This window comes from Rhizobacter sp. P5_C2, from assembly GCF_054049715.1.
In genome coordinates this window covers 27,727-49,098 of sequence record NZ_JBFULV010000024.1, presented here as the reverse complement: position 1 = coordinate 49,098, position 21,372 = coordinate 27,727, and the positions used below count along the sequence as shown (strand labels likewise).

The following is a 21,372-nucleotide window of genomic DNA, read 5'->3' as shown; positions in this document are numbered from 1 at the left end:
GCTCACTGATGGGTTCTCTGACCGGCGTGCTCTATGGCGCCCTGGTGGTGTATCTGGGCGGCTGGTACCTCGGCAAGTGGACAGGTAACTTCTCGCTGCTGCTGTTCATCCTCACGGTCGCGACGCTGGCCTACTGGCTGGCCGAGCGCTTCCACTTCGCGCCGCGCCGCGCGGCGGCCGCCGCCACGCTCGATCGCCAGGACGCCGAACGCCGCGAGCGCCTGGCCGCGCAGGGCATTGCGAAGGTCGACGACAACGTCGCCCAGGCCCGCGACACCTTGCTGATGCAGCCGTGGTGGCTCGACTGGACCGCGGGCCTGTTCCCGGTGATCCTCGTCGTGTTCCTGCTACGCTCTTTCCTGTTCGAGCCCTTCAAGATCCCGTCGGGCTCGATGGTGCCGACGTTGCTGATCGGCGACCTGATCCTGGTGAACAAGTACCACTACGGCATCCGCCTGCCGGTGATCAACAAGAAGATCATCCAGATCAACGATCCGCAGCGCGGCGACGTGATGGTGTTCCGCTACCCGGCCAACCCGAGCATCGACTACATCAAGCGTGTCGTCGGCGTGCCGGGCGACCAGATCGACTACCTGAACCAGCACCTGTACGTGAACGGCAAGCTCGCCGACACGCAACCGCTGGAGCCGTTCTACGACGAAGACGCCGTGCGCTTCGCGCCGCAGTACACCGAGAAGCTCGGCACGGCCACGCACCGGATCCTGGTCGAGACCAAGCTGCCGAGTTCGGCAGCGCCGCTGTTCGAGTTTCCCTTCAAGGAAAACTGCCGCTACAGTGCGGAAGGTGTGCGCTGCAAGGTGCCGCCGGGCCACTACTTCATGATGGGCGACAACCGCGACAACTCGCAGGACTCGCGCTTCTGGGGCTTCGTGCCCGACCAGAACATCGTCGGCAAGGCCTTCTTTGTCTGGATGAATTTCGGCAGTCTCAAGCGCATCGGTTCGTTCAATTGAGCGGGAGCAACAGGTACATGACGATGGAACTTCGGACGATCGAATCTCGCGGCCACGCGCGGCAGCTCACACACCGGCGCGGATCGCAACGTGGCGTCACGTTGTTCGGCCTGATGTTCTGGGCCATCCTGATCGGTGTCGTCGCACTCGTTGCCCTGAAGGTGCTGCCGACGCTGAACGAGTACTTCACGATCAAGCGCGCGGTCGAGAAGATCGCGACGAGTGGTGCCTCTACGGTGCCCGAAATCCGCACCGCCTTCGATCGGCAGACGGACGTCGAGTATTCGATCGTCTCGATCACCAGCAAGGACCTGATGATCACGAAGGTCAACGACAAGGTCGTGATCTCTTTCGCCTACAACAAGGAGATCGAGCTGGTGGCGCCGGTCTACCTGCTGCTCAAGTACGAAGGACGTTCGCGCTGAGGGTTCGCCCCGGCTCGTGCTTCCTCGTCATCAACCGGCCCTGCGCGTGGATGCCCGACTGACCGCCCTGCAGCACCGCCTGGGCTACCGCTTCACCCAGCCGGACCTGCTGACGCGCGCGGTCACGCACCGCAGCTTCGGGGTCGACCACAACGAGCGGCTCGAATTCCTCGGCGACGTGGTGCTGAGCTTGGCGATCAGCGACCTGCTGTTCGAGCGCTTCGCCGGCTCCGACGAGGGCGACCTGACCCGCGTGCGCGCGCACCTGGTGCGCGAGGACAGCCTGCACAAGGTCGCACTGCTGATCGGCCTGCCCGAGGTGCTGCGCCTGAGCGAAGGCGAAGCCCGCGGCGGCGGTGCGCAGCGGCCTTCGATCCTGGCCGACGCGCTCGAAGCCGTGATCGGCGCGGCCTACCGCGACGGCGGCTTCGAAGCCGCGCAGGCGCTGGTGCAACGGCTGTTCGGCGAGGTCATCGAGACGACCGATCTCGACAGCTGGGCAAAGGACGCCAAGACCGAGCTGCAGGAATGGCTGCAGGCGCGCCGCCTGCCGGTGCCGGCGTACCGCATCGTCACCACTCGCGGGCAGGCGCATGCACAGACCTTCGAGGTCGAATGCGCCGTCCCGGCGCTCGGCCTCACCGAAACCGGCGAGGGCCGTTCGCGCCGTTCCGCCGAGCAAGAAGCAGCGCGCGGCATGCTGGTCGCGCTGAAGGCGAATGACAAGCCCGGCAGTGCGCTGCGCTCCTGACGCCCCCGACGACCCTCCTGGTTCCCCCCGCATGACCGACATCCCCGAAACACCTGCCGACGACGACGGCGATACCGGCACTGGCGCCGCCGCCGCGCCCGCTGAAGCCGTGACCACCCGCTGCGGGCTGATCGCGATCGTCGGCCGCCCGAACGTCGGCAAATCGACGCTGCTGAATGCGCTGGTCGGCCAGAAGGTCAGCATCACGTCCAGCAAGGCCCAGACGACGCGCCACCGCATCACCGGCATCCGCACCGTCGACGACACGCAGTTCGTGTTCGTCGATACGCCCGGCTTCCAGACCCGCCACAGCGCGCCGCTGAACCGCACGCTGAACCGCACGGTGCACGGCGTGCTCGGCGACGTCGACCTGGTGCTGTTCGTCGTCGAGGCCGGCCGTTTCGGGCTCGACGACGCGAAGGTGCTGGCGCTGATGCCGGCCGGCAAGCCGGTGATGCTGATCGCCAACAAGCTCGATGCGGTGCACCGCCGTGCCGACCTCGTGCCCTGGCTCAAGGGCATGCAGGACCGCCACGCGTTCGCCGAATTCGTGCCGCTGACCGCCAAGAAAGACAGCGACGTGCAACGCCTGCTGGGCATCGTGAAGCCCTACTTGCCGCAGCAGCCGTGGTTCTACGAAGAAGATGCGCTGACCGATCGCAGCGACAGGTTCCTTGCCAGCGAGATCATCCGCGAGAAGCTGTTCCGCCTGACCGGCGACGAACTGCCCTACACCTCCACCGTCGTGATCGACAAGTTCGAGGAAGAAGGCGCGCTGCGCCGCATCGCCGCGACGATCATCGTCGAGCGCGATGCGCACAAGGGCATGGTGATCGGCGCCGACGGCGAGCGCCTGAAGCGCATCGGCTCCGAGGCCCGCCAGGAGCTCGAGCGCCTGATGGACTGCCGCGTGTTCCTCGAAATGTGGGTGAAGGTGCGATCCGGCTGGGCCGACGACGAAGAGCATCTGCGCACCTACGGCTACGAGTAGCCGCCGCGCATGGCCACCCGCCCCGCGCGTCCACCGGCCACGCAGGCGGCCTATGTGCTGCACCGCTACGACTGGAGCGAATCCAGCCTGATCCTCGACCTGTTCACCCGCGAGCAGGGCCGCATCGCCGTGGTCGCCAAGGGTGTGAAGCGGCCCTACTCGCAACTGCGCCCGGTGCTGCTGCCGTTCCAGCGCATCCAGGTGACGCTGGGCAAGCCACCGCGTGCCACCGAGACCTCCGGCGAGTCTGGCAGCGACGTGCAGACGCTGCGCGGCGCCGAATGGGCCGGCGGCCATTCGATGCTGACCGGCGCCGCGCTGTTCAGCGGCTTCTACCTGAACGAGCTGCTGATGAAGCTGCTCGCCCGCGGCGACGCCCACCCGGTGCTGTTCGATGCTTACGCGGCGACGCTCGCGCTGCTGGCATCCACCGACGATGGCGCCGTGCAGACCGCGCTGCGGGCGTTCGAACTGGCGCTGCTGCAGCAGGTCGGCGTGCTGCCCGACCTCAGCCGCGTGACGATGACGCAGGACGAGGTCGATCCCACCGGCCGCTACCTGCTGCTGCCCGAGCAGGGCGTCGTGACTGCGCGCGGCCGCGAGAACGAACTGGCGGGCCAGACGCTGATCGGCCTGCAGGCCGCGCTGCAGCACGGCAGCCTCGCGGCATTGCAGCAGGCCTGTGCGCCTGCGCTGCAGGAACTGAAGCTGCTGCTTCGTGCGCTGCTTCACTATCATCTGGGCTCACCGGTGCTGCGCACGCGGCAGGTGATGCTCGACGTGCAAGCCCTGGAGCGCTGACACCACCATGAACCCATTCCAGACCCCCGGCCAGACAGCGGAGCGCGGCCTGACCGCGCTGTCGGTCAACCTGAACAAGGTCGCGCTGCTGCGCAACACGCGCCACCTCGGCATCCCGAGCGTGACCCGCGCCGCCGAACTCGCGCTGCAGGGCGGCGCGCAGGGCATCACGGTGCACCCGCGGCCGGACGAGCGGCACATCCGGGCCGGCGATGTCTACGAACTCGCCGAGCTGCTGCAGGCGACGCCGCACATCGAATACAACATCGAAGGCAACCCGTTCCACAACCTGATGGACTTCGCGCGCGAACTGAAGCGCCGCGGCCTGCCCCTGCACCAGTGCACCTTCGTGCCCGACAGCGTCGAGCAATCAACCTCGGATCACGGCTGGCGCTTCCCCGAGGATGCCGCGCGCCTCGCGCCGCTGATCGCCGAGGTGCATGCGCTGGGCGCGCGCGTCAGCCTCTTCATGGACCCGCAACCGCAGGCGATGGCGGCGGCGCGCGAACTGGGCGCCGACCGCGTCGAGCTCTACACCGAGACCTTCGCCAGCGCGCACGGCACGCCGGGCGGCGCCGCGGTGCTGGCCGGTTTCACCGCGACCGCTGAGGCCGCGCTGCGCGTGGGCCTGGGCGTGAACGCCGGGCACGACCTGAACCGCGCCAACCTGGGTGATTTCCTGCGCGCCGTGCCCGGCGTGCAGGAGGTCTCGATCGGCCATGCGCTCGTTGCCGATGCGCTCGAGCTCGGCCTGGTCGAGACGGTGCGCGACTACCAGCGCGTCATCCACACGGCGGCGCGACGGTGATCTACGGCATCGGCACCGACATCTGCGACGTGCGGCGCATCGCCGCGACCCTCGAGCGGCGCGGCGAACGCTTCGCGGCCAAGGTGCTCGGCCCGCAGGAGCTGGTGGTGTTCCATGCGCGGCGCGCGCGCGTCGAGGCGCGCGGCATCAGCTACCTGGCCACCCGCTTCTCGGCCAAGGAGGCGTTCTCGAAGGCCATCGGCCGCGGCATGCGCATGCCGATGACCTGGCGCGCCTGCGAGATCCTCAATGCGCCGAGCGGCAAGCCCGAGATCGTGCTGCACGGCGAGCTGGCGGCCTGGTTCGCGGCGCGCAACCTGGTCGCGCACGTCAGCGTCACCGACGAGACCGACTACGCGTCAAGCTTCGTGGTCGTCGAAACCCAGCAACCCTGAATGCGAAGAGAGACAGCATGAGCGAACACGCCCCGGTGATCCTCGACATCGCCGGCACGGCCCTGACCGACGACGATCGGCGGCGGCTGCGCCACCCGCTGACGGGCGGGATGATCCTGTTCACGCGCAACTGGATCGACCGCCGCCACCTGACCGAGCTGACCGCCGAGGTCAAGTCGATCCGGCCCGACGTGCTGATCACCGTCGACCACGAAGGCGGCCGCGTGCAGCGCTTCCGCACCGACGGCTTCACGCACCTGCCCGCGATGCGCGACTTCGGCGCGCTGTGGATGCGCGATGCGATGCGCGCCGTCGATGCGGCCACGTCGGCCGGCTACGTGCTGGGTGCCGAGTTGCGCGCCTGCGGCGTGGAGCTCAGCTACACGCCGGTGGTCGACCTGGACCATGGCCGCAGCCAGGTCGTCGGCGACCGCGCGTTCCACCGCGACCCGCGCGTGGTGGCGATCCTCGCGCAGGCGTTGTCGATGGGCCTGCTGCGCGCCGGCATGGCCAACTGCGGCAAGCACTTCCCGGCGCACGGCTACGCGGTGGCCGATTCGCACGTCGCGCGCGCCGTCGACGACCGCACGCTGCAGCAGATCCTCGACGAGGACGCGAAACCCTATGACTGGCTGTCGACCACGCTGACCTGCGTGATGCCGGCGCACGTGACCTTCCCGCAGGTCGATGCGGTGCCGGCCGGCTTCTCGTCGCGCTGGCTGAAGGAGATCCTGCGCGGCCAGCTCGGCTACACCGGTGCGATCTGCTGCGACGACCTCAGCATGGAAGGCGCCCGCGTCGCCGGCACCGCGGTCGAAGCCGGCATCGCCGCGCTGAACGCCGGCTGCGACCTGGTGCTGCTGTGCAACCAGTCGAAGGTCGATGGGGGTCGGCCGGTCGACGTGCTGCTCGACGGCCTGGCGCAGGCGTTGGAGCAAGGCCGCTGGCAGGCCGATGCGAACAGCGAGACGCGCCGGGTGGAGCTGCTGCCGCAGACCTCGCCGCTGCCCTGGGACGAGCTGATGCACCAGCCCACCTACCAGAACGCGCTCGAACGCCTGCCCTGAACTCAGTAGTGCTCGTCGAGGGGCCGGCGCGGCTTGCGCGGCGGCACGGCGAGCTCGATGTCGACGCGCCATGCCGCGGTGTCGCGCCCCTGGGTGAACTCCACCGCCTGGGTCGGCGCGGCCGCCTTCTGGTACGGGTGCCAAGCGTGCAGCAGGTAGCGGCCGGGCGCCACGTTGCCGAGGCCGATGCGGCCCGACGCGTCGGACTTGCCGTACCAAGCCGAGTCGACCACCATCACGTAGGCCTCCATCCAGTCGTGGATGTTGCAGCCCAGCACGACCGGGCCGGGCTTGTCGAACACCACCGGCTCGGCGGGCATGCCGCTGTAGAGCTGGATCTCGAAGCTCTTCGCGCTCGAGAACGAGTAGACGTGGTGCTTGACCTTGTCGCGGTTCGGGAAATCCACCTGCGTGCCGACCGGCAGCACGCTGACGAAGGGCACGAACTCCAGCTTCACCTGGCGGATCTCGGCCCGTCCGGGGCGCCGCGCCTTGGTGGCCGAGGGTGCCGTGGGCTCCAGCCACACGACGGCATCGGCGATCGGTGCGCCTTGCGGCGTCCGCACATCGACGGTCGCTGACGCGGCCTGCACCGAGCCCGTGGCGAGCAGGCCGATCGCCGCGAGCGCGGCGGTGGCGGCAGCGAGCGCGCGGCGCCGCATCGGCATCAGGGCGCGGGCGTCAGCACCGCATTCGGATCGATCTGCCAGACCTCGCTGACGAGCCTGGTGTCGCGGTAGACCAGCACGTGGCGAACGCGCACGGTGGTCTTGCCGGCGTATTCGGCGACCGCCGTCAGCGTCACGCCCTTCGGGTTCGCGTTCTGCGTGATCACGGTGCGTTGCAGCGTGCGCGGCTGGTTGTCGTTCGCGGCCGCGAACTTGGTCCACAGCTGGCGCAGGGCATCGGCGCCGCGGTAGCGGCCGTCGAGCGGCCCGCCGACCCAGTCCATCCACGGGTCGTCGCCATAGGCCTGCATCAGCGCATCGACATTGCCGGCGGCGACGGCCTTCAGGTGCGCCTCGGCGGCACGTTCGTCGAGCGGGCCGGCCACGGCGAGACGGGGCACGAGGTTCGTGCATATGCCGCGCCGCATGAAAAACGGCGCCCGAAGGCGCCGTGTTCATTCTGTCAGATCGCGTTTCAAGCGGTCGGCTTGCCGGACTCCGACTCGAACGGCAGCTTGACCTGCGACAGGTCCTTGCGCGTCTCGACCAACACCAGTGGGCCTTCGTCGATCGCGACCGGCGGGCGGGGCTCGCGCGGCACATGAATCGGCTTCGGCTCGCGGGCCATCGCGTCCTGCACGGCCCGGATCTTGTCGGTATCCGAGTTGACCCATTCGAGCCCGGCGGTCTGCGCGACCGACTGCAGGTCGGCCAGCGGCAGCACAAAGTGCGCAGCCGGCGCAGCGACCGGGGCCGCCACGGGGGCGGCGACCGGAGCCGCCACGACCGGAGCAGCGGCCACCACCGGAGCGGCAACCGGCACGACGGCGGGGGCCATCACCGGCGCGGCAACCGGTGCAACCACCGGCGCTGCAACGGCGGGTGCCTGGACCGGCGGCGTGTAAGCAGGCGGCGTGTAGGCAGGGGCCTCGGCGATCTCGGAGCGGTACACCGGTTCGGCCACCGCGGCGGCCGGGGTGTCGCCGGTGGCGCCGGGTTCGGCGCCTTCAGCAGACGGTGCACCGCCTTCGGTCTCGTCACGCCGTTCACGGCGCTGGCGATCACGGCCACGACCACGGCGTCGGCCATCGCGCTCGCCTTCCGGCGTGGCGTTGCCACCGTCCGGCGCACCGGCGGACTCGGCGGTGTCGCCCTGCTGGTCGGCGGCATCCACCGGCCGCTGCTCGGCGCGGACTGCCGCATCGTCGCCCTGTGCGTCGGTAGCCAGTTCGGCACCGCCCTCGGTCACGACGGCTTCGCCGTTGCGGGCGTCGTCACGGTCGCGGCCACCCCGGCCACGACGGCGGCGACGGCTGCCTTCACGGGCCTCGCCGCCTTCAGCATCGGGACTCGGCACGGTGTCGCTGAAAGCTTGCACCGGGGCCACGGCGGCCTCGGCGCCATCGACCGGCGCATCGGCCGGACGGCGTTCGCGCTCGGGGCGCGGACCGCGACCACCACGGCCTTCGCCTCGGCCCTCACCGCGCGCTTCTCCGCGACCCTCGCCGCGTCCTTCCCCACGTCCTTCACCACGCGGCGGACGCTCGTCCGTGCGCGGCGCGACTGCTGCGACACCGGCCTCGGCGCTGGCCACTTCCTCGACACGCTCGCTGCGCTCGTTGCGGCGGCCACCGCGTTCACCACCACGATCGCCACGTTCCGGACGGTCGCCACGGCCTTCCGGACGTCCCTCGGTGCGGGCCTCATTGCGACCTTCACCACGACCTTCGCCACGGCCTTCACCGCGGCCGCCTTCCGGACGACCCTCGCCGCGGCCTTCGCCACGACCCCGATCGCCACCGCGCTCACCGCGGCGGCCATCGCGCTTGCCGTCGCGTTCGCCACGGCCGTTGCCGCGACCGCCGCGATCGCCACGTTCACCGCGGCCATCGCGCTTCGCGCCGGCCTCGCCGGTCGCTGCCGGGGCCTTCACCGCCGGTGCCGCCTCCGGCTCGCCGGCGCCGAACAGGCGCTTGACCCAGCCGAAGAAGCCGCCGCCGGCAGCCGCAGGGGCCGCGACCGGCGCCGGTGCGGGTGCCACGGCCACCGGTGCCGCGACCGGTGCGGGCACGGGCTTCGGCGGCACGATCGGTGCCGGCGTTTCGGGCAGGATGCCCTTGATCACCGGCTCCTGCTTCGGCTTGGCCTTCTCGCGGCGGGTGATGCCGACCTCGTCGTCCGGCTCCTCGATCATCGAGTAGCTGACCTGCAGGTTCTCCAGGCGCGGGTCGTCGTGGCGCAGGCGCTCGAGCTTGTAGTTCGGCGTGTCCAGGTGCTTGTTCGGCACCAGCAGCACGGTGATGCGCTGCTTCAGTTCGATCTTCGTGATCTCGGTGCGCTTCTCGTTCAGCAGGAACGAGGTCACCTCCACCGGCACCTGCACATGCACGGCGGCGGTGTTGTCCTTCATCGACTCCTCTTGCACCATGCGCAGGATCTGCAGCGCGCTGGACTCGGTGTCGCGGATGTGGCCGGTGCCGTTGCAACGCGGGCAGGTGATGTGGCTGCCTTCGCTCAGCGCCGGGCGCAGGCGCTGGCGGCTCAGTTCGAGCAGGCCGAACTTGCTGATCGAGCTGAACTGCACGCGGGCGCGGTCCTGGCGCAGCGCGTCGCGCAGCCGGGTCTCGACCTCGCGGCGGTTCTTCGACTCTTCCATGTCGATGAAGTCGACGACGATCAGGCCGCCCAGGTCGCGCAGCCGCATCTGGCGCGCGATTTCATCAGCGGCTTCCAGGTTGGTGCGGGTGGCGGTCTCTTCGATGTCGCTGCCGCGCGTGGAGCGGGCCGAGTTGACGTCGACCGAGACCAGCGCCTCGGTGTGGTCGATCACGATCGCGCCGCCCGACGGCAGGTTCACCGTGCGCGAGAACGCGGTCTCGATCTGGTGCTCGATCTGGAAGCGCGAGAACAGCGGGGCGTCATCGCGATAGCGCTTCACACGTGCGGCCGATTCCGGCATCACGTGGTTCATGAACTGCATCGCCTGGTCGTAGATGTCGTCGGTGTCGATCAGGATCTCGCCGACATCCGACGTGAAGTAGTCGCGGATCGCGCGGATCACCAGCGACGACTCCTGGTAGATCAGGAACGCACCCTTGCCGCCCTGCGACGCGCCGTCGATGGCGGTCCACAGCTTCAGCATGTAGTTCAGGTCCCACTGCAGCTCGACGGCGCTGCGGCCGATGCCGGCGGTGCGGGCGATCAGGCTCATGCCCTTCGGGTACTCGAGCTGGTCGAGGTTTTCCTTCAGCTCCTCGCGCTCTTCGCCCTCGATGCGCCGGCTGACGCCGCCGCCGCGCGGGTTGTTGGGCATCAGCACCAGGTAGCGGCCGGCCAGCGAGACGAAGGTGGTGAGCGCCGCACCCTTGTTGCCGCGCTCTTCCTTCTCGACCTGGACCAGCAGCTGGTCGCCTTCGCGGATCACGTCCTGGATGCGCGCGTTGCGCACGTCCGCGCCTTCGCGGAAGTAGTTCTTCGAGATTTCCTTGAACGGCAGGAAGCCGTGGCGGTCTTCGCCGTAGTCGACGAAGCAGGCTTCGAGCGAAGGCTCGACCCGCGTCACGACGGCCTTGTAGATGTTGCCCTTGCGTTGCTCGCGGCCTTCGATCTCGGTCTCGAAGTCCAGCAGCTTCTGGCCGTCGACGATCGCGAGGCGACGCTCTTCGGGCTGCGTCGCATTGATCAGCATGCGTTTCATGTGCGCTCCTTCGCCACCACCGCGCTGTGTTGTGCGCGAGTGGCAGCCATTCAACATGCCGCCTCTGAAACCTCAGGGGCGACTCATCGATGCACGAGAAACGTGGATGAACCGGAAGGAATCGCCCTGGACTGCGTTGACGCGGGATCGATCAGTCGATCGGCCGGTCAGGCAGCGTTGGCGCATGCGAGACAGTGGGCGCTGCGGGGCGCGAGGCCGGTGTTCGAGGCACGACCCCGGCACGGCCGGCCAGCGCAAACCCGCAGGCACGAGGCCGGGTTACGGCGCGCAAGGCACACGGTGGGCAGTGGTGGGGGGTGGAGGCCGGGAACATGTTCCGCATTGACTACTGGGCGCGGGAAGGAGGCTGAAGATCACTGGCCGCCGCCGGTAAGCGACGACCCTGCTTCGATGTCTCCTGCCTGGAAACCTTTTTGACAGGGGTTCGTTCTTTGTTTCTCTGCCATGCCGGGCTGCGTGCCGCCTCGATCGCGTGGGGACGGGGCCTACCGCGGGCCGGGCATGTTGCATCACCTGTTGGCCGGGCCCTCAGGCTCGACCGCCACTGTCGTCGCAGGTGCCGGTTCAACGCCATCGACGTTAAACTCAGATAAATCAAACACTTACGACAACAACGTGGTGCAACGCATTATAGGGGCCAAAGCAGGTCGGCCGGCAAGCACCGCGGTGAGGGGGCCGGCCGAGGCGCTGGCGCCGGCCGTCCAGCAGGTCGAGATCGACGAAGGCTCCGAGGGCCAGCGCCTCGACAATTTCCTGATCAAGCTGCTGAAGGGCGTGCCCAAGACTCATGTGTACCGCGTGATCCGCTCGGGCGAAGTGCGCGTCAACAAGGGCCGGGCCGCCGCCGACACGCGGCTGGCGATCGGCGACCTGGTGCGCGTGCCGCCGGTGCGCATGGCCGATCCGTCGGCGGTGCCGCCTGCGCCGGCGCGCGAGTTCCCGGTGGTGTTCGAAGACGAGCACCTGATGGCGATCAACAAGCCGGCCGGCGTCGCGGTGCATGGCGGCAGCGGCGTCAGCTCGGGCGTCATCGAGCAGTTGCGCCAGGCGCGGCCGACCGCCCGGTTCCTCGAACTGGTGCACCGGCTCGACAAGGAAACCTCCGGCCTGCTGCTGATCGCGAAGAAGCGCTCGGCGCTGGTCGCGCTGCAGGAGCAGTTCCGCAGCCGCGAGACCGGCAAGACCTACGCGGCGCTGGTGGTCGGCGCCTGGCCGGCCTCGCGCAAGGTCATCGACGTGGCCTTGCACAAGTTCCTGACCGGCGAAGGCGAACGCCGGGTTCGCGCTGTTGATGAAGAGAACGAAGACGGCCGCCGCTCGATCACGCTGGTGCGCATCGCGCAGGCCTATGCCGGCTTCACGCTGCTCGACGTGACGATCAAGACCGGCCGAACGCACCAGATCCGCGTGCACCTGGCGCACGAGGGCCACCCGATCGCCGGCGACGAGAAGTACGGCGACTTCGCCGTCAACAAGGCGCTGGCGCGCGGCGAGGCGGTGAAGGGCGTGCGCTTCGAGCGGATGTTCCTGCACGCGCGGCGCTTGCGCTTCGAGCACCCCGCCAGCGGCGAGGCCATCGAACTCGAGGCGCCGTTGCCGGCAGAATGCAGTTCGTTCCTCCAGACCTTGCCGTCATGACCCGTCCTCGCCAGTTCGACCTGATCGCCTTCGATTGGGACGGCACGCTGTTCGATTCGACCACGCTGATCGCGCGCTGCATCCAGGCCGCCTGTGCCGACGTCGGCACCGCGATACCGACCGACGAGGCCGCGAGCTACGTGATCGGCCTCGGACTGGTCGAAGCGCTGCAGCATGCCGCGCCCGGCTTGACCCGCGACCAGTACCCGGCGCTGGCCGACCGCTACCGCCACCACTACTTCGCGAAACAGCACGAGATCGTGCTGTTCCCCGGCACGCTGGAGATGCTGGCCGCGCTGAAGGCGCGCAACCACTGGCTCAGCGTGGCCACCGGCAAGTCGCGCCGCGGGCTCGACGAGGCCTTGCGCACGGCCGACCTGCTGCGCCATTTCGATGCCACCCGCACCGCCGACGAGACCGCGTCGAAGCCGAACCCGCAGATGCTGCACGAGCTGATGGCCGAGCTCGGCGTCGAGCCCGAGCGCACGCTGATGATCGGCGACACCACGCACGACCTGCAGATGGCGGTGAACGCCGGCGTCGCCTGCATCGGCGTCAGCTACGGGGCGCATGCGCCGGAGGCCTTCGACAGCTTCGCGCCGCGCTTCGTCGCGCACTCGGTGCCCGAGCTGGCCGAGTGGCTGAGCCACCATGGCTGAGCCTTTGCAGCCACCGTCGCTGATGCCGGTGCCGAGCGAGCGGCGCCGCCTGTGCGCTGCGGCGGAACTGATCGAGAAGGGCCAGGCTGTGGTGTTCGACGTGCTGCAGTACCGCGAGCCGACACGCGCCTTCGCGCTGCGCTTCGAGGGCCGCGTCGTCGCCTACCTGAACCGCTGCGTGCACGTGCCGGCCGAGATGGACTGGCAACCCGGCGAGTTCCTCGACAGCGGCCGTGAGTTCATCCTCTGCTCGATCCACGGCGCGGCCTACGACCCGCTGAACGGCCGCTGTGTCGCCGGCCCGTGCGGCCGTGGCAAGCTGACGGAATTGCGCGTCGAGGAAGAGGCCGGCGAGGTCTATTGGTATCCTTCGCGCGACGTCCAACCCGCCTTCGAAGACTGAACGAAGGCTGCCGAAAGCCCCGCATGAATCCGCACGACGAGTTGCCCTCGCCCGACGCTGCCGCGCCCGTTCCTCCGCCCGCACCGGCGCCTGTGGCGGTGACCGCAGCCGCCCGGCCCTCGATGGAAGAGACCGTCGACGAACTGGCCCGCGCCTTCTTCAAGGACCGCCGCACCGACCGCCGCTGGAAGCTGTTCTTCCGCTGGAGCTGGCTGCTGGTGTTCGCGGTGATCGCGTGGGCGCTGATCACCGCGCGCAACCATTCGGCGACGCCGAGCGGGCCGCACACCGCGCTGATCGAGGTGCGCGGCGAGATCGCCTCCGACACCGAGGCCAGCGCCGAGCTGCTGGTCGGCGCGCTGAAGAACGCGTTCGAAGACGACGGCGCGCAGGCCATCGTGCTGCGCATCAACTCGCCGGGCGGCAGCCCGGTGCAGGCCGGCATCATCAATGACGAGATCCGCCGGCTGAAGGCCAAGCACCAGAAGAAGGTGTATGCGGTGGTCGAGGAAACCTGTGCTTCAGGGGCGTACTACATCGCCGTCGCGGCCGACGAGATCTATGCCGACAAGGCCTCGATCGTCGGCTCGATCGGTGTGCTGATGGACGGTTTCGGCTTCACCGGGACGATGGAGAAGCTGGGCGTCGAGCGCCGCCTGATGACGGCCGGCGAGAACAAGGGCATCGGCGATCCGTTCTCGCCGGTCAGCGAGAAGCAGCGCGCCTACACGCAGGCGATGCTCGACCAGATCCACCAGCAGTTCATCGGCGTCGTCAAGGAAGGCCGCGGCAAGCGGCTGAAGATCGGCCCCGACACGTTCAGCGGCCTGTTCTGGAACGGCCAGCAGGCGCTCGAGATGGGCCTGATCGACCACCTCGGCAACCTCGACATGGTGGCGCGCGAGGTCGTGAAGGCCGAAGAGGTGATCGACTACACGCCGCGCGACAACGTCGCCGAGCGGCTGGCCAAGCGCTTCGGCGCGTCGATCGGGGCCGGCGCGGTGCGGGCGTTGCAGAGCACGCTCAACCTGCGCTGAGCATGCCGCGCTTCTCGATGAACGAGACCACGTCGGCGAGACCGACCTTGGTCTTCAGATTGCTCATCACATAAGGCCGGTTCGGCCGCATGCGCTTCGTGTCGGCTTCCATCACCGACAGATCGGCGCCCACATGCGGCGCCAGGTCGGTCTTGTTGATCACGAACAGGTCGCTCTTCGTGATGCCGGGCCCGCCCTTGCGCGGGATCTTCTCGCCGGCCGCGACGTCGATCACGTAGATCGTCAGGTCGCTCAGCTCGGGGCTGAAGGTGGCCGCGAGGTTGTCGCCGCCGGACTCGATGAAGACGATGTCGGCGTTCGGGAACTTGCCGAGCATGCGGTCGACCGCTTCGAGGTTGATCGACGCATCTTCGCGGATGGCGGTGTGCGGGCAGCCGCCGGTCTCGACGCCCATGATGCGTTCGGCCTCGAGCGCGCCGGCCACCGTCAGCAGGCGCTGGTCTTCCTTGGTGTAGATGTCGTTCGTGACGACCACCAGGTCGTAGCGCTCGCGCATCGCCTTGCACAACATCTCGACCAGCGTGGTCTTGCCGGAGCCGACCGGGCCGCCCACGCCCACGCGCAGCGGCGGCAGTTTCTTCGTGCGGTGAGGAATGCTGTGCAGGGCGGCGCTCATGGGGTGCTCGGTTCGTCCAGGGTGGCAGGGCGAACCGAGTGTAGTGCCGCCTGCGCGCTCAGTTCTTCTTGGCAGGGGGCTTGCCGCCCTGTCCACCCCCCGGCGGGCCGCCGGCCGGGCGCAGCGCCAGCACGTCGCCGATCTTCTGGCAGGTGCCGGTGATGGTCTCGCCGCCGCGGCCGGCGAAGCTCGCGGTGGCGCCTTCGGCCTTGCCGTTGCAGGCCGCGATCGCTTCCGGCGGCGGTGCGGGCGGCTTGCCGCCCTGCGGCGGCGCCTGGTCGGCGGCAAAGCTGGCCAGCGGGAGCGCCAGCAGCAGGGTTGCCGCGGCAGCGGACAGGGTTCGGTTCAAGGCCATGGGTCGTCTCCTTCGTGAAAAATCAGGGGTGCGTCAGGCCGCGATGCCTACCGTGAGCGCGGCGGTGTAGCCGGCCGCGACGCTGCCGCTCAGCGAGGCCGTCTGCAGCGTGACGCCGTCGCTGAACACGTTGTCGGTCGCGAAGCTGATCTGGTTCAGGTTGCTCACGCTCGCGCTGTAGCCGCTCGCGGTGCTGTAGATCGTGCTGCACTCCGCCACCGGGAAGGCCATCTGCGAGGTCTTGATCTTGCTGGTCGACGAGGTCGCAGTGGCAAGGCTGCGATACACCTCGAAGTGGATGTGCGGCATGCGGCCGGCGTAGCAGCCGGGGAAGACGGTGGTGAACGTGACCTGCCCGTTGGCGTCGGTCTCCTGCACGCCGCGCAGGTAGTTCTGGTTGGTGACACCCGAGGAGTACATCGAATAGCGGCCCTCCCGGTCGCAGTGCCACAGGTAGATCGCATAGCCCGACAGGTCGGCGCAGCTGGTGTTGGTGTCGACCAGCGTCAGCGTGACGGTCAGCGTGACGCCTTCTGCCGTGCCCAGGCTGCTGGGCAGGCTCGGGCGGATGTTGCTGCGCACGATGCCGCTCACACCCAGCACGTTGGCGACGCTGCCGTTCGCGGTGTTCGAGCCGTCGCCGGGGTAGGGGCCGGCGGTTTCTTCGGGGATGACCGCGCAGGAGCCGCTGCTGCCCGAACTGCCGGAGCCGGAAGATCCACCGGAGCCACCCGATCCGCTGGAACCGGAGGAGCTGCTGGAGTCGGTGCTTGCGGCACTGCCACCACCACCGCAGCCGAGCAATGACACCGCGCCGACGCCGGCCAGCCAGGTCAGCGCGCGGCGGCGCTGCATCACCTGCAGGTCGTGGACGAGGCCGAGGTCGTGCTCGTGAGGCTGCCCGTGGGACTGGCATGAGGATTGGGCGAGATCGAGTTGATGATCGCGAAGGGTGTTCGACATGGCGATGGCACGGGGCAGTGGCTGTGAAGCTGCCCATGCTCGTCGCCGAGGGTGTCGCGAATATCGACGCTTTGTATCAACTCGGACACGGTCCATTTGAACTGTGTCTGGTGTGTGCCTGAGCGAGTGGGTCAGGCGCGTGGCAACAGCAGCCGCGCCCGCAGGCCACCTTCCGGCCGGTTCGACAGCGTCAGCCGGCCGCCGATCTGTTCGGCCAGGTCGCGGGCGATGTACAGGCCGAGCCCGCTGCCGCCGCTGGTGCTGTTGCCCCCGCCGATGACCCGATAGAACGGCCGGAACACGGTCTCCAACTGCTCCTGCGGGATGCCGGGGCCGTGGTCATCGATGCGCAGCTCGAGCTCGCCGGGCTGCCCGAGCAGGCTCAGTTCGGCCGAGCCGGCATGGCGCAGCGCGTTGCCGACCAGGTTGCCGAGGATCCGGCCCAGGGCCTCCGGCTGCGCCAGCACCACCGCATCGCCGGCGCTGTCGTCCGCGATGCGCACTGCCAGTCCCTGCTCGACCCGGTCGTCGACCTGCGCCTGCAACAGCGCGCGCAGGTCGACGCGCTGATGTGCTTGCGGCGCATGGCGGTCGCGGACCATCGACAGCACGCTGCCGATCAGCGTGTCCATCTCCTGCAGGTCGGCGATGCAGCGCTCGGTCTGCGCACCGGGCTCCATGCTCTCGAGCCGCAGGCGCAAGCGGGCCAGCGGCGTGCGCAGGTCGTGCGAGATCGCGGCCATCAGCAGGCCTTGCGCGTCGAACTGCTCGTGCAGGCGTTGCGCCATCGTGTTGAAGACCTGCGCGGCCTGCCGCACCTCGCGCGTGCCTGCGTGCTCGTCGAGCTTCGGCGCCGGCCGGCGTTGCGCGATGGCGGCGCCGAGCGAACGCGAGGCGTCGGCAAGCCGTCGCATCGGCTGCGACAGCCACTGCGCGCCCCACCAGGCGCCGCCGCCGATCACCAGGAAGCGCACCAGGTAGTCGAGCCACAGCGAGCGCATCGGCGGCGAGCCGCCAGGCTGCCTGTCGCGAGGGGGTGGCCCACCCGGGCCCGCCATGCCGGGCGGAGGCTCGCGCCGGCCGGCACCGTCGGGCAGCAAGCCGGGCGGCAGCGACGCCAGCGGCGGTACGCCGATGCCGTCCGGTCCCGGCGCAGGCCCGTGCCTCGGCGGTGCATCGCCCAGCCCGCCGGCGAGGCCGCGCACCGCCGCAAAGCTGAGGAAGTGGCTGGCCACCAGCGCAACCCACATCAGCAGCATCAACCGCTTGAACAGCGTGTCGCTGAACGGCTGGCGCAGCCGCTGCCTCAGGTTCAAGCGCGGGCCCCGGCGTCGTTCGCGTCGAACAGGTAGCCCTCGCCGCGCACGGTGCGGATCAGGTTCGGCTCGTCGAGCTTCTGGCGCAGCCGCGACACCGTCAGGTCGATGCTGCGGTCGGTCACGTCGGCACCCGGCGCACGCGTGAGGTCGAGCAGCTGGTCGCGGCTCAGCACGCGGTTCGGGTGGTCGACGAAGGCCGACAGCAGCCTGAACTCGGCCGACGACAGCGCGACCACCACCTGCTGCGGCGAGGTCAGCTGGCGGCGCAGCCGGTCGAAGGTCCAGCCGGCGAACTGCAGCACGGTCGCCGTCGGCGCGGCCACCGGCGCCGCCCCCACGCGGCGCAGCACCGCGTGGATGCGCGCCACCAGCTCGCGCGGCTCGAAAGGCTTCGGCAGGTAGTCGTCGGCGCCGAGCTCCAGCCCGACGACGCGGCTCGCCGGGTCGCCCTGCGCGGTCAGCATGACCACCGGCAGCGGCGCGACCTCGCGCACCCAGCGGAACAGGTCGAGGCCGTTGCCATCGGGCAGCATCAGGTCGAGCAGCAGCACCTTGAACGGGTCGGGGCCGGTCAGCCCCACGCGCAGCACGCGGCGCAGGCTCGCGGCATCGGCCACCGCGGTGACCCGCATGCCGTAGCGCTGCAGGTAGTCGCTGACGAGCTGGCGCAGGTCGAGGTCGTCGTCGACCAGCAGGACGTGGATCATCGGGCGGGCGCTTCGCTGTGGTTCAGGACCGGAACAGCCGCGAGTACTGCGCCTCGTGGCGTGCCGACAGGATCGCCAGCATTGGCGTGAAGGCCTGGCGCTCGCCGTGCGTGGCCGCGATCGCGCGATCGACCGCGGGTGGGATCGCATCGGCCAGCGCCGCCAGCACGCGCTGGCCGGCGTTCTGCCCGAGCGGCACCGCCTTCAGCGCGGCCTGCACCATGTTCTCGGCCCAGCCGAAGCACAGGCTCAGCAGCGCATCGCGCAGCGGCGCGCCGGTCTGCACGGCGGCCAGCGCGAACGACACCGGCCAGGTCGGTGCCGGCTTCAGCGTGGCCAGCATCGCGATGCGCGTGTCGGCCAGGCCGCGGTTCTTCAGCCACTCGAGCAGCGAGCGGCCCATCTGCTCGGTCTGCAGCCGCATCTCGCTGCTCTCGCGGGTCTGCACGACCCAGTCGTTCAGCTCGCGGATCGTGTCGCGGTCGTCACGCTGCCAGGCGCCGAAGGCCTTGGCCGCCAGCGCCAGGTCGCTGCGCGCCAGCCCGAGCCGCAACTGGTCGAGCAGCCAGGCGGCGGTCTGCGCCTCGGTGGTGACGAGGCCGGCATCGACCGCCGATTCGAGCCCTTCGGAGTAGCTGAAGCCGCCGACCGGCAGCGCCGGCGAGGCCAGCCACATCAGCTGCAGCAGCGAGGCGGCGCTGGTCGGGGCGGGGGCGCGGCGGACGCGGGGCATCGGTGTCAGTGGTCGTGGCCGTGGTGATCGTGGCCCTCGTGCCCGTGGTCATGGTCGTGGCCCTCATGGTCATCGTGGTCGTGCCCGTGATGCCCGTGCCCACCGCCCGCCGCATACGCACCGCCCTCGGGCTCGAACGCAAGCGTCGCCGCGTTCACGATCAGGTGCATCTGCCGCAGCATGTCGGCCAGCACGTGGTCGGGTTCGAGCTTCAGGTGATCGGGCTTCAATTCGAGCGCCACATGCCGGTTGCCCAGGTGGTAGGCGGCGCGCAGCAAATCGAACGGCGTGCCGTGCTGCGCGCAGTGCGTCACGACCAGCACCGGCTGCGGCGCCGCGATGACGCGGATCAGCGAGCCGTCTTCGGCCACCAGCACGTCGCCGCCGCGCGCCGCGGTGCCGCGCGGCAGGAACACGCCCAACGTGCGGCCCTGCGAGTCGGTGGCGTCGAAGCGGCTCTTCTGGCGCACGTCCCAGTCGAGTTCGACGGACGCGGCGCGTTTGACGAGGGCAGGGGCCAATCCATGGCCCTGCGCAAGGAGTTTGTTCACGGTCAGCATGGTGTGAGTGTGGCAGTAAACCCTAGGGGATTTTCGTTCAGGATCATGGGCGGAAGGCCGATATTCCCAAGGATTAGAACAAGGATGGGACCCATGAAACTGCTCCAGGACGTACGCATCGGCGTGCGCCTCGCGCTCGGCTTCGCCAGCGTGCTGCTGCTCTCGTGCGCGACGATCGGCCAGAGCTTCTTCGAGATGTCGCAACTGCAAGGCCGCTTCGACGACCTGGCCGGCATGACGATGCCGGCGATGAACGGCGTGTCCGAACTGGGCACCGCGGCGCGCGGCATGCGCGGCGCGCAGGAGCTGCTGGCCACGCGCTGGAGCGAGTCCGAGCGGGCGACGCAGGCCGATGCCTTCAAGAAGCACCATGCGCGCTTCGTCGAGCAGATCACGCTGCTGCGCAGCCTGCCGCGGGCCGATGCGATCGAGCCGCAGCTGGCGCCGGTCGATGGTGCGCTGAAATCCTACGAGACCAGCTCGGCCGAGATCGAACGGCTGCTCGCCAGCGCCGACGATGCCGAGCGCTTCCAGAAGGTCAAGAAGCTGCTCGAAGGCGAGACGCTGGCCAACTTCACGACGCTGAGCAAGGCGGCCGCCGAGCTCACGAAGGTGATCCGCGACGATGCCGATGCGCGCATCGTCGCGGCCAGCGCCGGCAACCAGCGCTCGCGCACCGCGATGGCCGTCGGCGGCGCGATCGCGCTGGCGCTCGGCAGCCTGCTGGCCTGGGGCCTGACGACCAGCGTCGAGCGCCCGATGCGCAGCGGCATGGTGGCCTTGCTGCGCATCGCCGGGGGCGACCTGTCGGGCCGCATCGACAGCGAGCGCCGCGACGAGATGGGCCAGCTGATGGCGGCGCTCGCGCAGATGCAGGACAACCTGCGCACCGCCGTCGGCGACATCCGCAATTCGAGCGATTCGGTGTACAGCGCCGCGTCGGAGATCGCGCAGGGCAACCTGTCGCTGTCGGACCGCACCGAGCGGCAGGCCGCCAGCCTGGAGGAGACGGCCTCGTCGATGGAGACGATGTCGGCCACCGTGAAGGAAAGCGCCGGCACCGTGAACCGCGTCGAGGAGATCTCGCGCAGCGCCCGCCAGGCGGCCGGCCGCGGTCAGCAGGTGGTGGGCGACGTGGTCAAGACGATGCAGGAGATCCAGCAGTCGAGCGACCGCATCGCATCGATCATCTCGGTGATCGACGGCATCGCGTTCCAGACCAACATCCTTGCGCTGAACGCGGCGGTGGAAGCCGCCCGTGCCGGCGAGCAGGGCCGCGGCTTCGCGGTGGTGGCCGGCGAGGTGCGCAGTCTCGCGCAGCGCAGCGCCGGTGCGGCGCGCGAGATCAAGCAACTGATCACCGACAGCGCCGAGAAGGTCGGCAGCGGTTCGCGCCACGTGGCCGATGCCGGCCGCGTGATGCAGGACATCCACCAGCAGGTGTCCAGCGTCAACGACCTGGTCGGCGAGATCCGCCGCTCGGCCGCGCAGCAGCACAGCGGCATCGAGCAGGTGACGCAGGCGGTGTCGCTGCTCGACCATTCGACGCAGGAGAACGCGGCGCTGGTGGAAGAGGCGTCGGCGTCGGCCGAGAGCCTGAAGACGCAGGCGCAGAAGCTGCTCGAATCGGTCGCGGCCTTCAAGACCGAGGCCGATGCCGGCGTGCTGGCGCCGTCATCGGTAAAACCCGCGGTTCACGGCCATCCGGCAACGCTCGGCGTCGGTCTTGTATCCGCTTGAAACGGGGCTCTCAGACTCTCCGA

General features: G+C 69.4%; 23 protein-coding genes. 13 read left to right on the top strand and 10 right to left on the bottom strand.

Features of this window, described 5'->3' with window-relative positions; all coding sequences use genetic code 11:
• Positions 1-8 precede the first annotated feature (8 nt).
• From lepB to nagZ, 8 genes are read left to right on the top strand one after another with little or no spacing between them, the layout of a single operon-like run.
• Positions 9-974, top strand: a complete 966-nt coding sequence (lepB, locus tag ACXJLU_RS11310; protein ID WP_457330867.1) for a signal peptidase I — start codon at positions 9-11, stop codon at positions 972-974.
• 23 nt (positions 975-997) lie between these two features.
• Positions 998-1,399 carry a DUF4845 domain-containing protein gene (locus ACXJLU_RS11305; RefSeq protein WP_457330866.1) on the top strand — a complete coding sequence of 134 codons (402 nt, stop codon included), beginning with the start codon at positions 998-1,000 and terminating at the stop codon, positions 1,397-1,399.
• A gap of 46 nt (positions 1,400-1,445) precedes the next feature.
• Positions 1,446-2,150, top strand: a complete 705-nt coding sequence (gene rnc / locus ACXJLU_RS11300; RefSeq protein ID WP_073462196.1) for a ribonuclease III — start codon at positions 1,446-1,448, stop codon at positions 2,148-2,150.
• A gap of 31 nt (positions 2,151-2,181) precedes the next feature.
• On the top strand, positions 2,182-3,141 hold the full coding sequence (gene era / locus ACXJLU_RS11295; RefSeq protein WP_457330863.1) for a GTPase Era: 960 nt from the start codon (positions 2,182-2,184) through the stop codon (positions 3,139-3,141).
• A 9-nt stretch (positions 3,142-3,150) separates the two neighbouring features.
• Positions 3,151-3,942: a DNA repair protein RecO gene (gene recO / locus ACXJLU_RS11290; RefSeq protein WP_457330861.1), complete on the top strand. Its 792-nt coding sequence runs from the start codon at positions 3,151-3,153 to the stop codon at positions 3,940-3,942.
• A gap of 7 nt (positions 3,943-3,949) precedes the next feature.
• The gene (locus tag ACXJLU_RS11285; protein ID WP_457330859.1) at positions 3,950-4,750 is read left to right on the top strand and encodes a pyridoxine 5'-phosphate synthase; all 801 of its coding nucleotides are present in this window, start codon (positions 3,950-3,952) and stop codon (positions 4,748-4,750) included.
• A complete protein-coding gene (gene acpS, locus ACXJLU_RS11280; protein WP_457330857.1) occupies positions 4,747-5,145 on the top strand; it encodes a holo-ACP synthase in 399 nt (132 codons plus the stop codon). Before ACXJLU_RS11285 ends, acpS begins: the two co-directional genes overlap by 4 nt.
• A 17-nt stretch (positions 5,146-5,162) precedes the next feature.
• Positions 5,163-6,212 (top strand): beta-N-acetylhexosaminidase, encoded by a 1,050-nt coding sequence (gene nagZ, locus ACXJLU_RS11275; protein WP_457330855.1) that lies wholly within the window; start codon positions 5,163-5,165, stop codon positions 6,210-6,212.
• Positions 6,213-6,214: 2 nt separating this feature from the next.
• On the opposite strand, the gene ACXJLU_RS11270 is transcribed toward nagZ, so the two are convergent.
• The 3 genes from ACXJLU_RS11270 to ACXJLU_RS11260 all read right to left on the bottom strand — a co-directional run bounded on the left by ACXJLU_RS11270 (position 6,215) and on the right by ACXJLU_RS11260 (position 10,577).
• Positions 6,215-6,880: a methylamine utilization protein gene (locus ACXJLU_RS11270; protein ID WP_457330853.1), complete on the bottom strand. Its 666-nt coding sequence runs from the start codon at positions 6,878-6,880 to the stop codon at positions 6,215-6,217.
• A complete protein-coding gene (locus ACXJLU_RS11265; RefSeq protein ID WP_457330851.1) occupies positions 6,880-7,281 on the bottom strand; it encodes a nuclear transport factor 2 family protein in 402 nt (133 codons plus the stop codon). Before ACXJLU_RS11265 ends, ACXJLU_RS11270 begins: the two co-directional genes overlap by 1 nt.
• Positions 7,282-7,355: 74 nt before the next feature.
• Entirely contained in the window at positions 7,356-10,577 is a 3,222-nt protein-coding gene (locus ACXJLU_RS11260; protein ID WP_457330849.1) for an Rne/Rng family ribonuclease, read from the bottom strand.
• Positions 10,578-11,264: 687 nt separating this feature from the next.
• Here ACXJLU_RS11260 and ACXJLU_RS11255 point away from each other — a divergent pair.
• The 4 genes from ACXJLU_RS11255 to ACXJLU_RS11240 are packed head-to-tail and all read left to right on the top strand — an operon-like array spanning position 11,265 to position 14,335.
• Positions 11,265-12,236, top strand: a complete 972-nt coding sequence (locus ACXJLU_RS11255) for an RluA family pseudouridine synthase (protein WP_457330847.1) — start codon at positions 11,265-11,267, stop codon at positions 12,234-12,236.
• Positions 12,233-12,895 carry an HAD-IA family hydrolase gene (locus tag ACXJLU_RS11250; protein ID WP_457330845.1) on the top strand — a complete coding sequence of 221 codons (663 nt, stop codon included), beginning with the start codon at positions 12,233-12,235 and terminating at the stop codon, positions 12,893-12,895. Before ACXJLU_RS11255 ends, ACXJLU_RS11250 begins: the two co-directional genes overlap by 4 nt.
• Entirely contained in the window at positions 12,888-13,298 is a 411-nt protein-coding gene (locus tag ACXJLU_RS11245; RefSeq protein ID WP_457330843.1) for a Rieske (2Fe-2S) protein, read from the top strand. Before ACXJLU_RS11250 ends, ACXJLU_RS11245 begins: the two co-directional genes overlap by 8 nt.
• Positions 13,299-13,321: 23 nt before the next feature.
• Entirely contained in the window at positions 13,322-14,335 is a 1,014-nt protein-coding gene (locus ACXJLU_RS11240) for a S49 family peptidase (protein WP_457330841.1), read from the top strand.
• On the opposite strand, the gene ureG is transcribed toward ACXJLU_RS11240, so the two are convergent.
• The 7 genes from ureG to ureE all read right to left on the bottom strand — a co-directional run bounded on the left by ureG (position 14,322) and on the right by ureE (position 19,609).
• Positions 14,322-14,972, bottom strand: coding sequence for an urease accessory protein UreG (ureG, locus tag ACXJLU_RS11235; RefSeq protein WP_457330839.1), 651 nt, complete (start codon positions 14,970-14,972; stop codon positions 14,322-14,324). The genes ACXJLU_RS11240 and ureG overlap by 14 nt on opposite strands.
• A gap of 58 nt (positions 14,973-15,030) precedes the next feature.
• A complete protein-coding gene (locus ACXJLU_RS11230; RefSeq protein WP_457330837.1) occupies positions 15,031-15,327 on the bottom strand; it encodes a hypothetical protein in 297 nt (98 codons plus the stop codon).
• A gap of 33 nt (positions 15,328-15,360) precedes the next feature.
• Positions 15,361-16,290, bottom strand: coding sequence for a dioxygenase family protein (locus ACXJLU_RS11225; RefSeq protein ID WP_457330835.1), 930 nt, complete (start codon positions 16,288-16,290; stop codon positions 15,361-15,363).
• Between the two features lie 131 nt (positions 16,291-16,421).
• Positions 16,422-17,606 (bottom strand): ATP-binding protein, encoded by a 1,185-nt coding sequence (locus ACXJLU_RS11220; protein WP_457330833.1) that lies wholly within the window; start codon positions 17,604-17,606, stop codon positions 16,422-16,424.
• Entirely contained in the window at positions 17,603-18,316 is a 714-nt protein-coding gene (locus ACXJLU_RS11215) for a response regulator (protein WP_457330831.1), read from the bottom strand. Before ACXJLU_RS11215 ends, ACXJLU_RS11220 begins: the two co-directional genes overlap by 4 nt.
• Positions 18,317-18,338: 22 nt before the next feature.
• Positions 18,339-19,049 carry an urease accessory protein UreF gene (locus ACXJLU_RS11210; protein ID WP_457330829.1) on the bottom strand — a complete coding sequence of 237 codons (711 nt, stop codon included), beginning with the start codon at positions 19,047-19,049 and terminating at the stop codon, positions 18,339-18,341.
• Positions 19,050-19,054: 5 nt separating this feature from the next.
• On the bottom strand, positions 19,055-19,609 hold the full coding sequence (ureE, locus tag ACXJLU_RS11205) for an urease accessory protein UreE (protein WP_457330827.1): 555 nt from the start codon (positions 19,607-19,609) through the stop codon (positions 19,055-19,057).
• 93 nt (positions 19,610-19,702) lie between these two features.
• On the opposite strand from ureE, the gene ACXJLU_RS11200 reads away from it, so the two are divergent.
• Positions 19,703-21,349, top strand: a complete 1,647-nt coding sequence (locus ACXJLU_RS11200; protein ID WP_457330825.1) for a methyl-accepting chemotaxis protein — start codon at positions 19,703-19,705, stop codon at positions 21,347-21,349.
• Positions 21,350-21,372 lie beyond the last annotated feature (23 nt).

Bases quoted from the DNA above. Each gene is read 5' to 3' on its own strand.
- ACXJLU_RS11215 (WP_457330831.1), bottom strand. From the start codon at position 18,316: ATGATCCACGTCCTGCTGGTCGACGACGACCTCGACCTGCGCCAGCTC.
- ACXJLU_RS11305 (WP_457330866.1), top strand. From the start codon at position 998: ATGGAACTTCGGACGATCGAATCTCGCGGCCACGCGCGGCAGCTCACA.
- ACXJLU_RS11200 (WP_457330825.1), top strand. From the start codon at position 19,703: ATGAAACTGCTCCAGGACGTACGCATCGGCGTGCGCCTCGCGCTCGGC.
- ACXJLU_RS11260 (WP_457330849.1), bottom strand. From the start codon at position 10,577: ATGAAACGCATGCTGATCAATGCGACGCAGCCCGAAGAGCGTCGCCTC.
- ACXJLU_RS11285 (WP_457330859.1), top strand. From the start codon at position 3,950: ATGAACCCATTCCAGACCCCCGGCCAGACAGCGGAGCGCGGCCTGACC.
- recO (WP_457330861.1), top strand. From the start codon at position 3,151: ATGGCCACCCGCCCCGCGCGTCCACCGGCCACGCAGGCGGCCTATGTG.
- era (WP_457330863.1), top strand. From the start codon at position 2,182: ATGACCGACATCCCCGAAACACCTGCCGACGACGACGGCGATACCGGC.
- ACXJLU_RS11270 (WP_457330853.1), bottom strand. From the start codon at position 6,880: ATGCCGATGCGGCGCCGCGCGCTCGCTGCCGCCACCGCCGCGCTCGCG.
- ACXJLU_RS11250 (WP_457330845.1), top strand. From the start codon at position 12,233: ATGACCCGTCCTCGCCAGTTCGACCTGATCGCCTTCGATTGGGACGGC.
- ureG (WP_457330839.1), bottom strand. From the start codon at position 14,972: ATGAGCGCCGCCCTGCACAGCATTCCTCACCGCACGAAGAAACTGCCG.
- ACXJLU_RS11230 (WP_457330837.1), bottom strand. From the start codon at position 15,327: ATGGCCTTGAACCGAACCCTGTCCGCTGCCGCGGCAACCCTGCTGCTG.
- ACXJLU_RS11210 (WP_457330829.1), bottom strand. From the start codon at position 19,049: ATGCCCCGCGTCCGCCGCGCCCCCGCCCCGACCAGCGCCGCCTCGCTG.
- ureE (WP_457330827.1), bottom strand. From the start codon at position 19,609: ATGCTGACCGTGAACAAACTCCTTGCGCAGGGCCATGGATTGGCCCCT.
- ACXJLU_RS11240 (WP_457330841.1), top strand. From the start codon at position 13,322: ATGAATCCGCACGACGAGTTGCCCTCGCCCGACGCTGCCGCGCCCGTT.
- ACXJLU_RS11245 (WP_457330843.1), top strand. From the start codon at position 12,888: ATGGCTGAGCCTTTGCAGCCACCGTCGCTGATGCCGGTGCCGAGCGAG.
- ACXJLU_RS11225 (WP_457330835.1), bottom strand. From the start codon at position 16,290: ATGTCGAACACCCTTCGCGATCATCAACTCGATCTCGCCCAATCCTCA.
- nagZ (WP_457330855.1), top strand. From the start codon at position 5,163: ATGAGCGAACACGCCCCGGTGATCCTCGACATCGCCGGCACGGCCCTG.
- lepB (WP_457330867.1), top strand. From the start codon at position 9: ATGGGTTCTCTGACCGGCGTGCTCTATGGCGCCCTGGTGGTGTATCTG.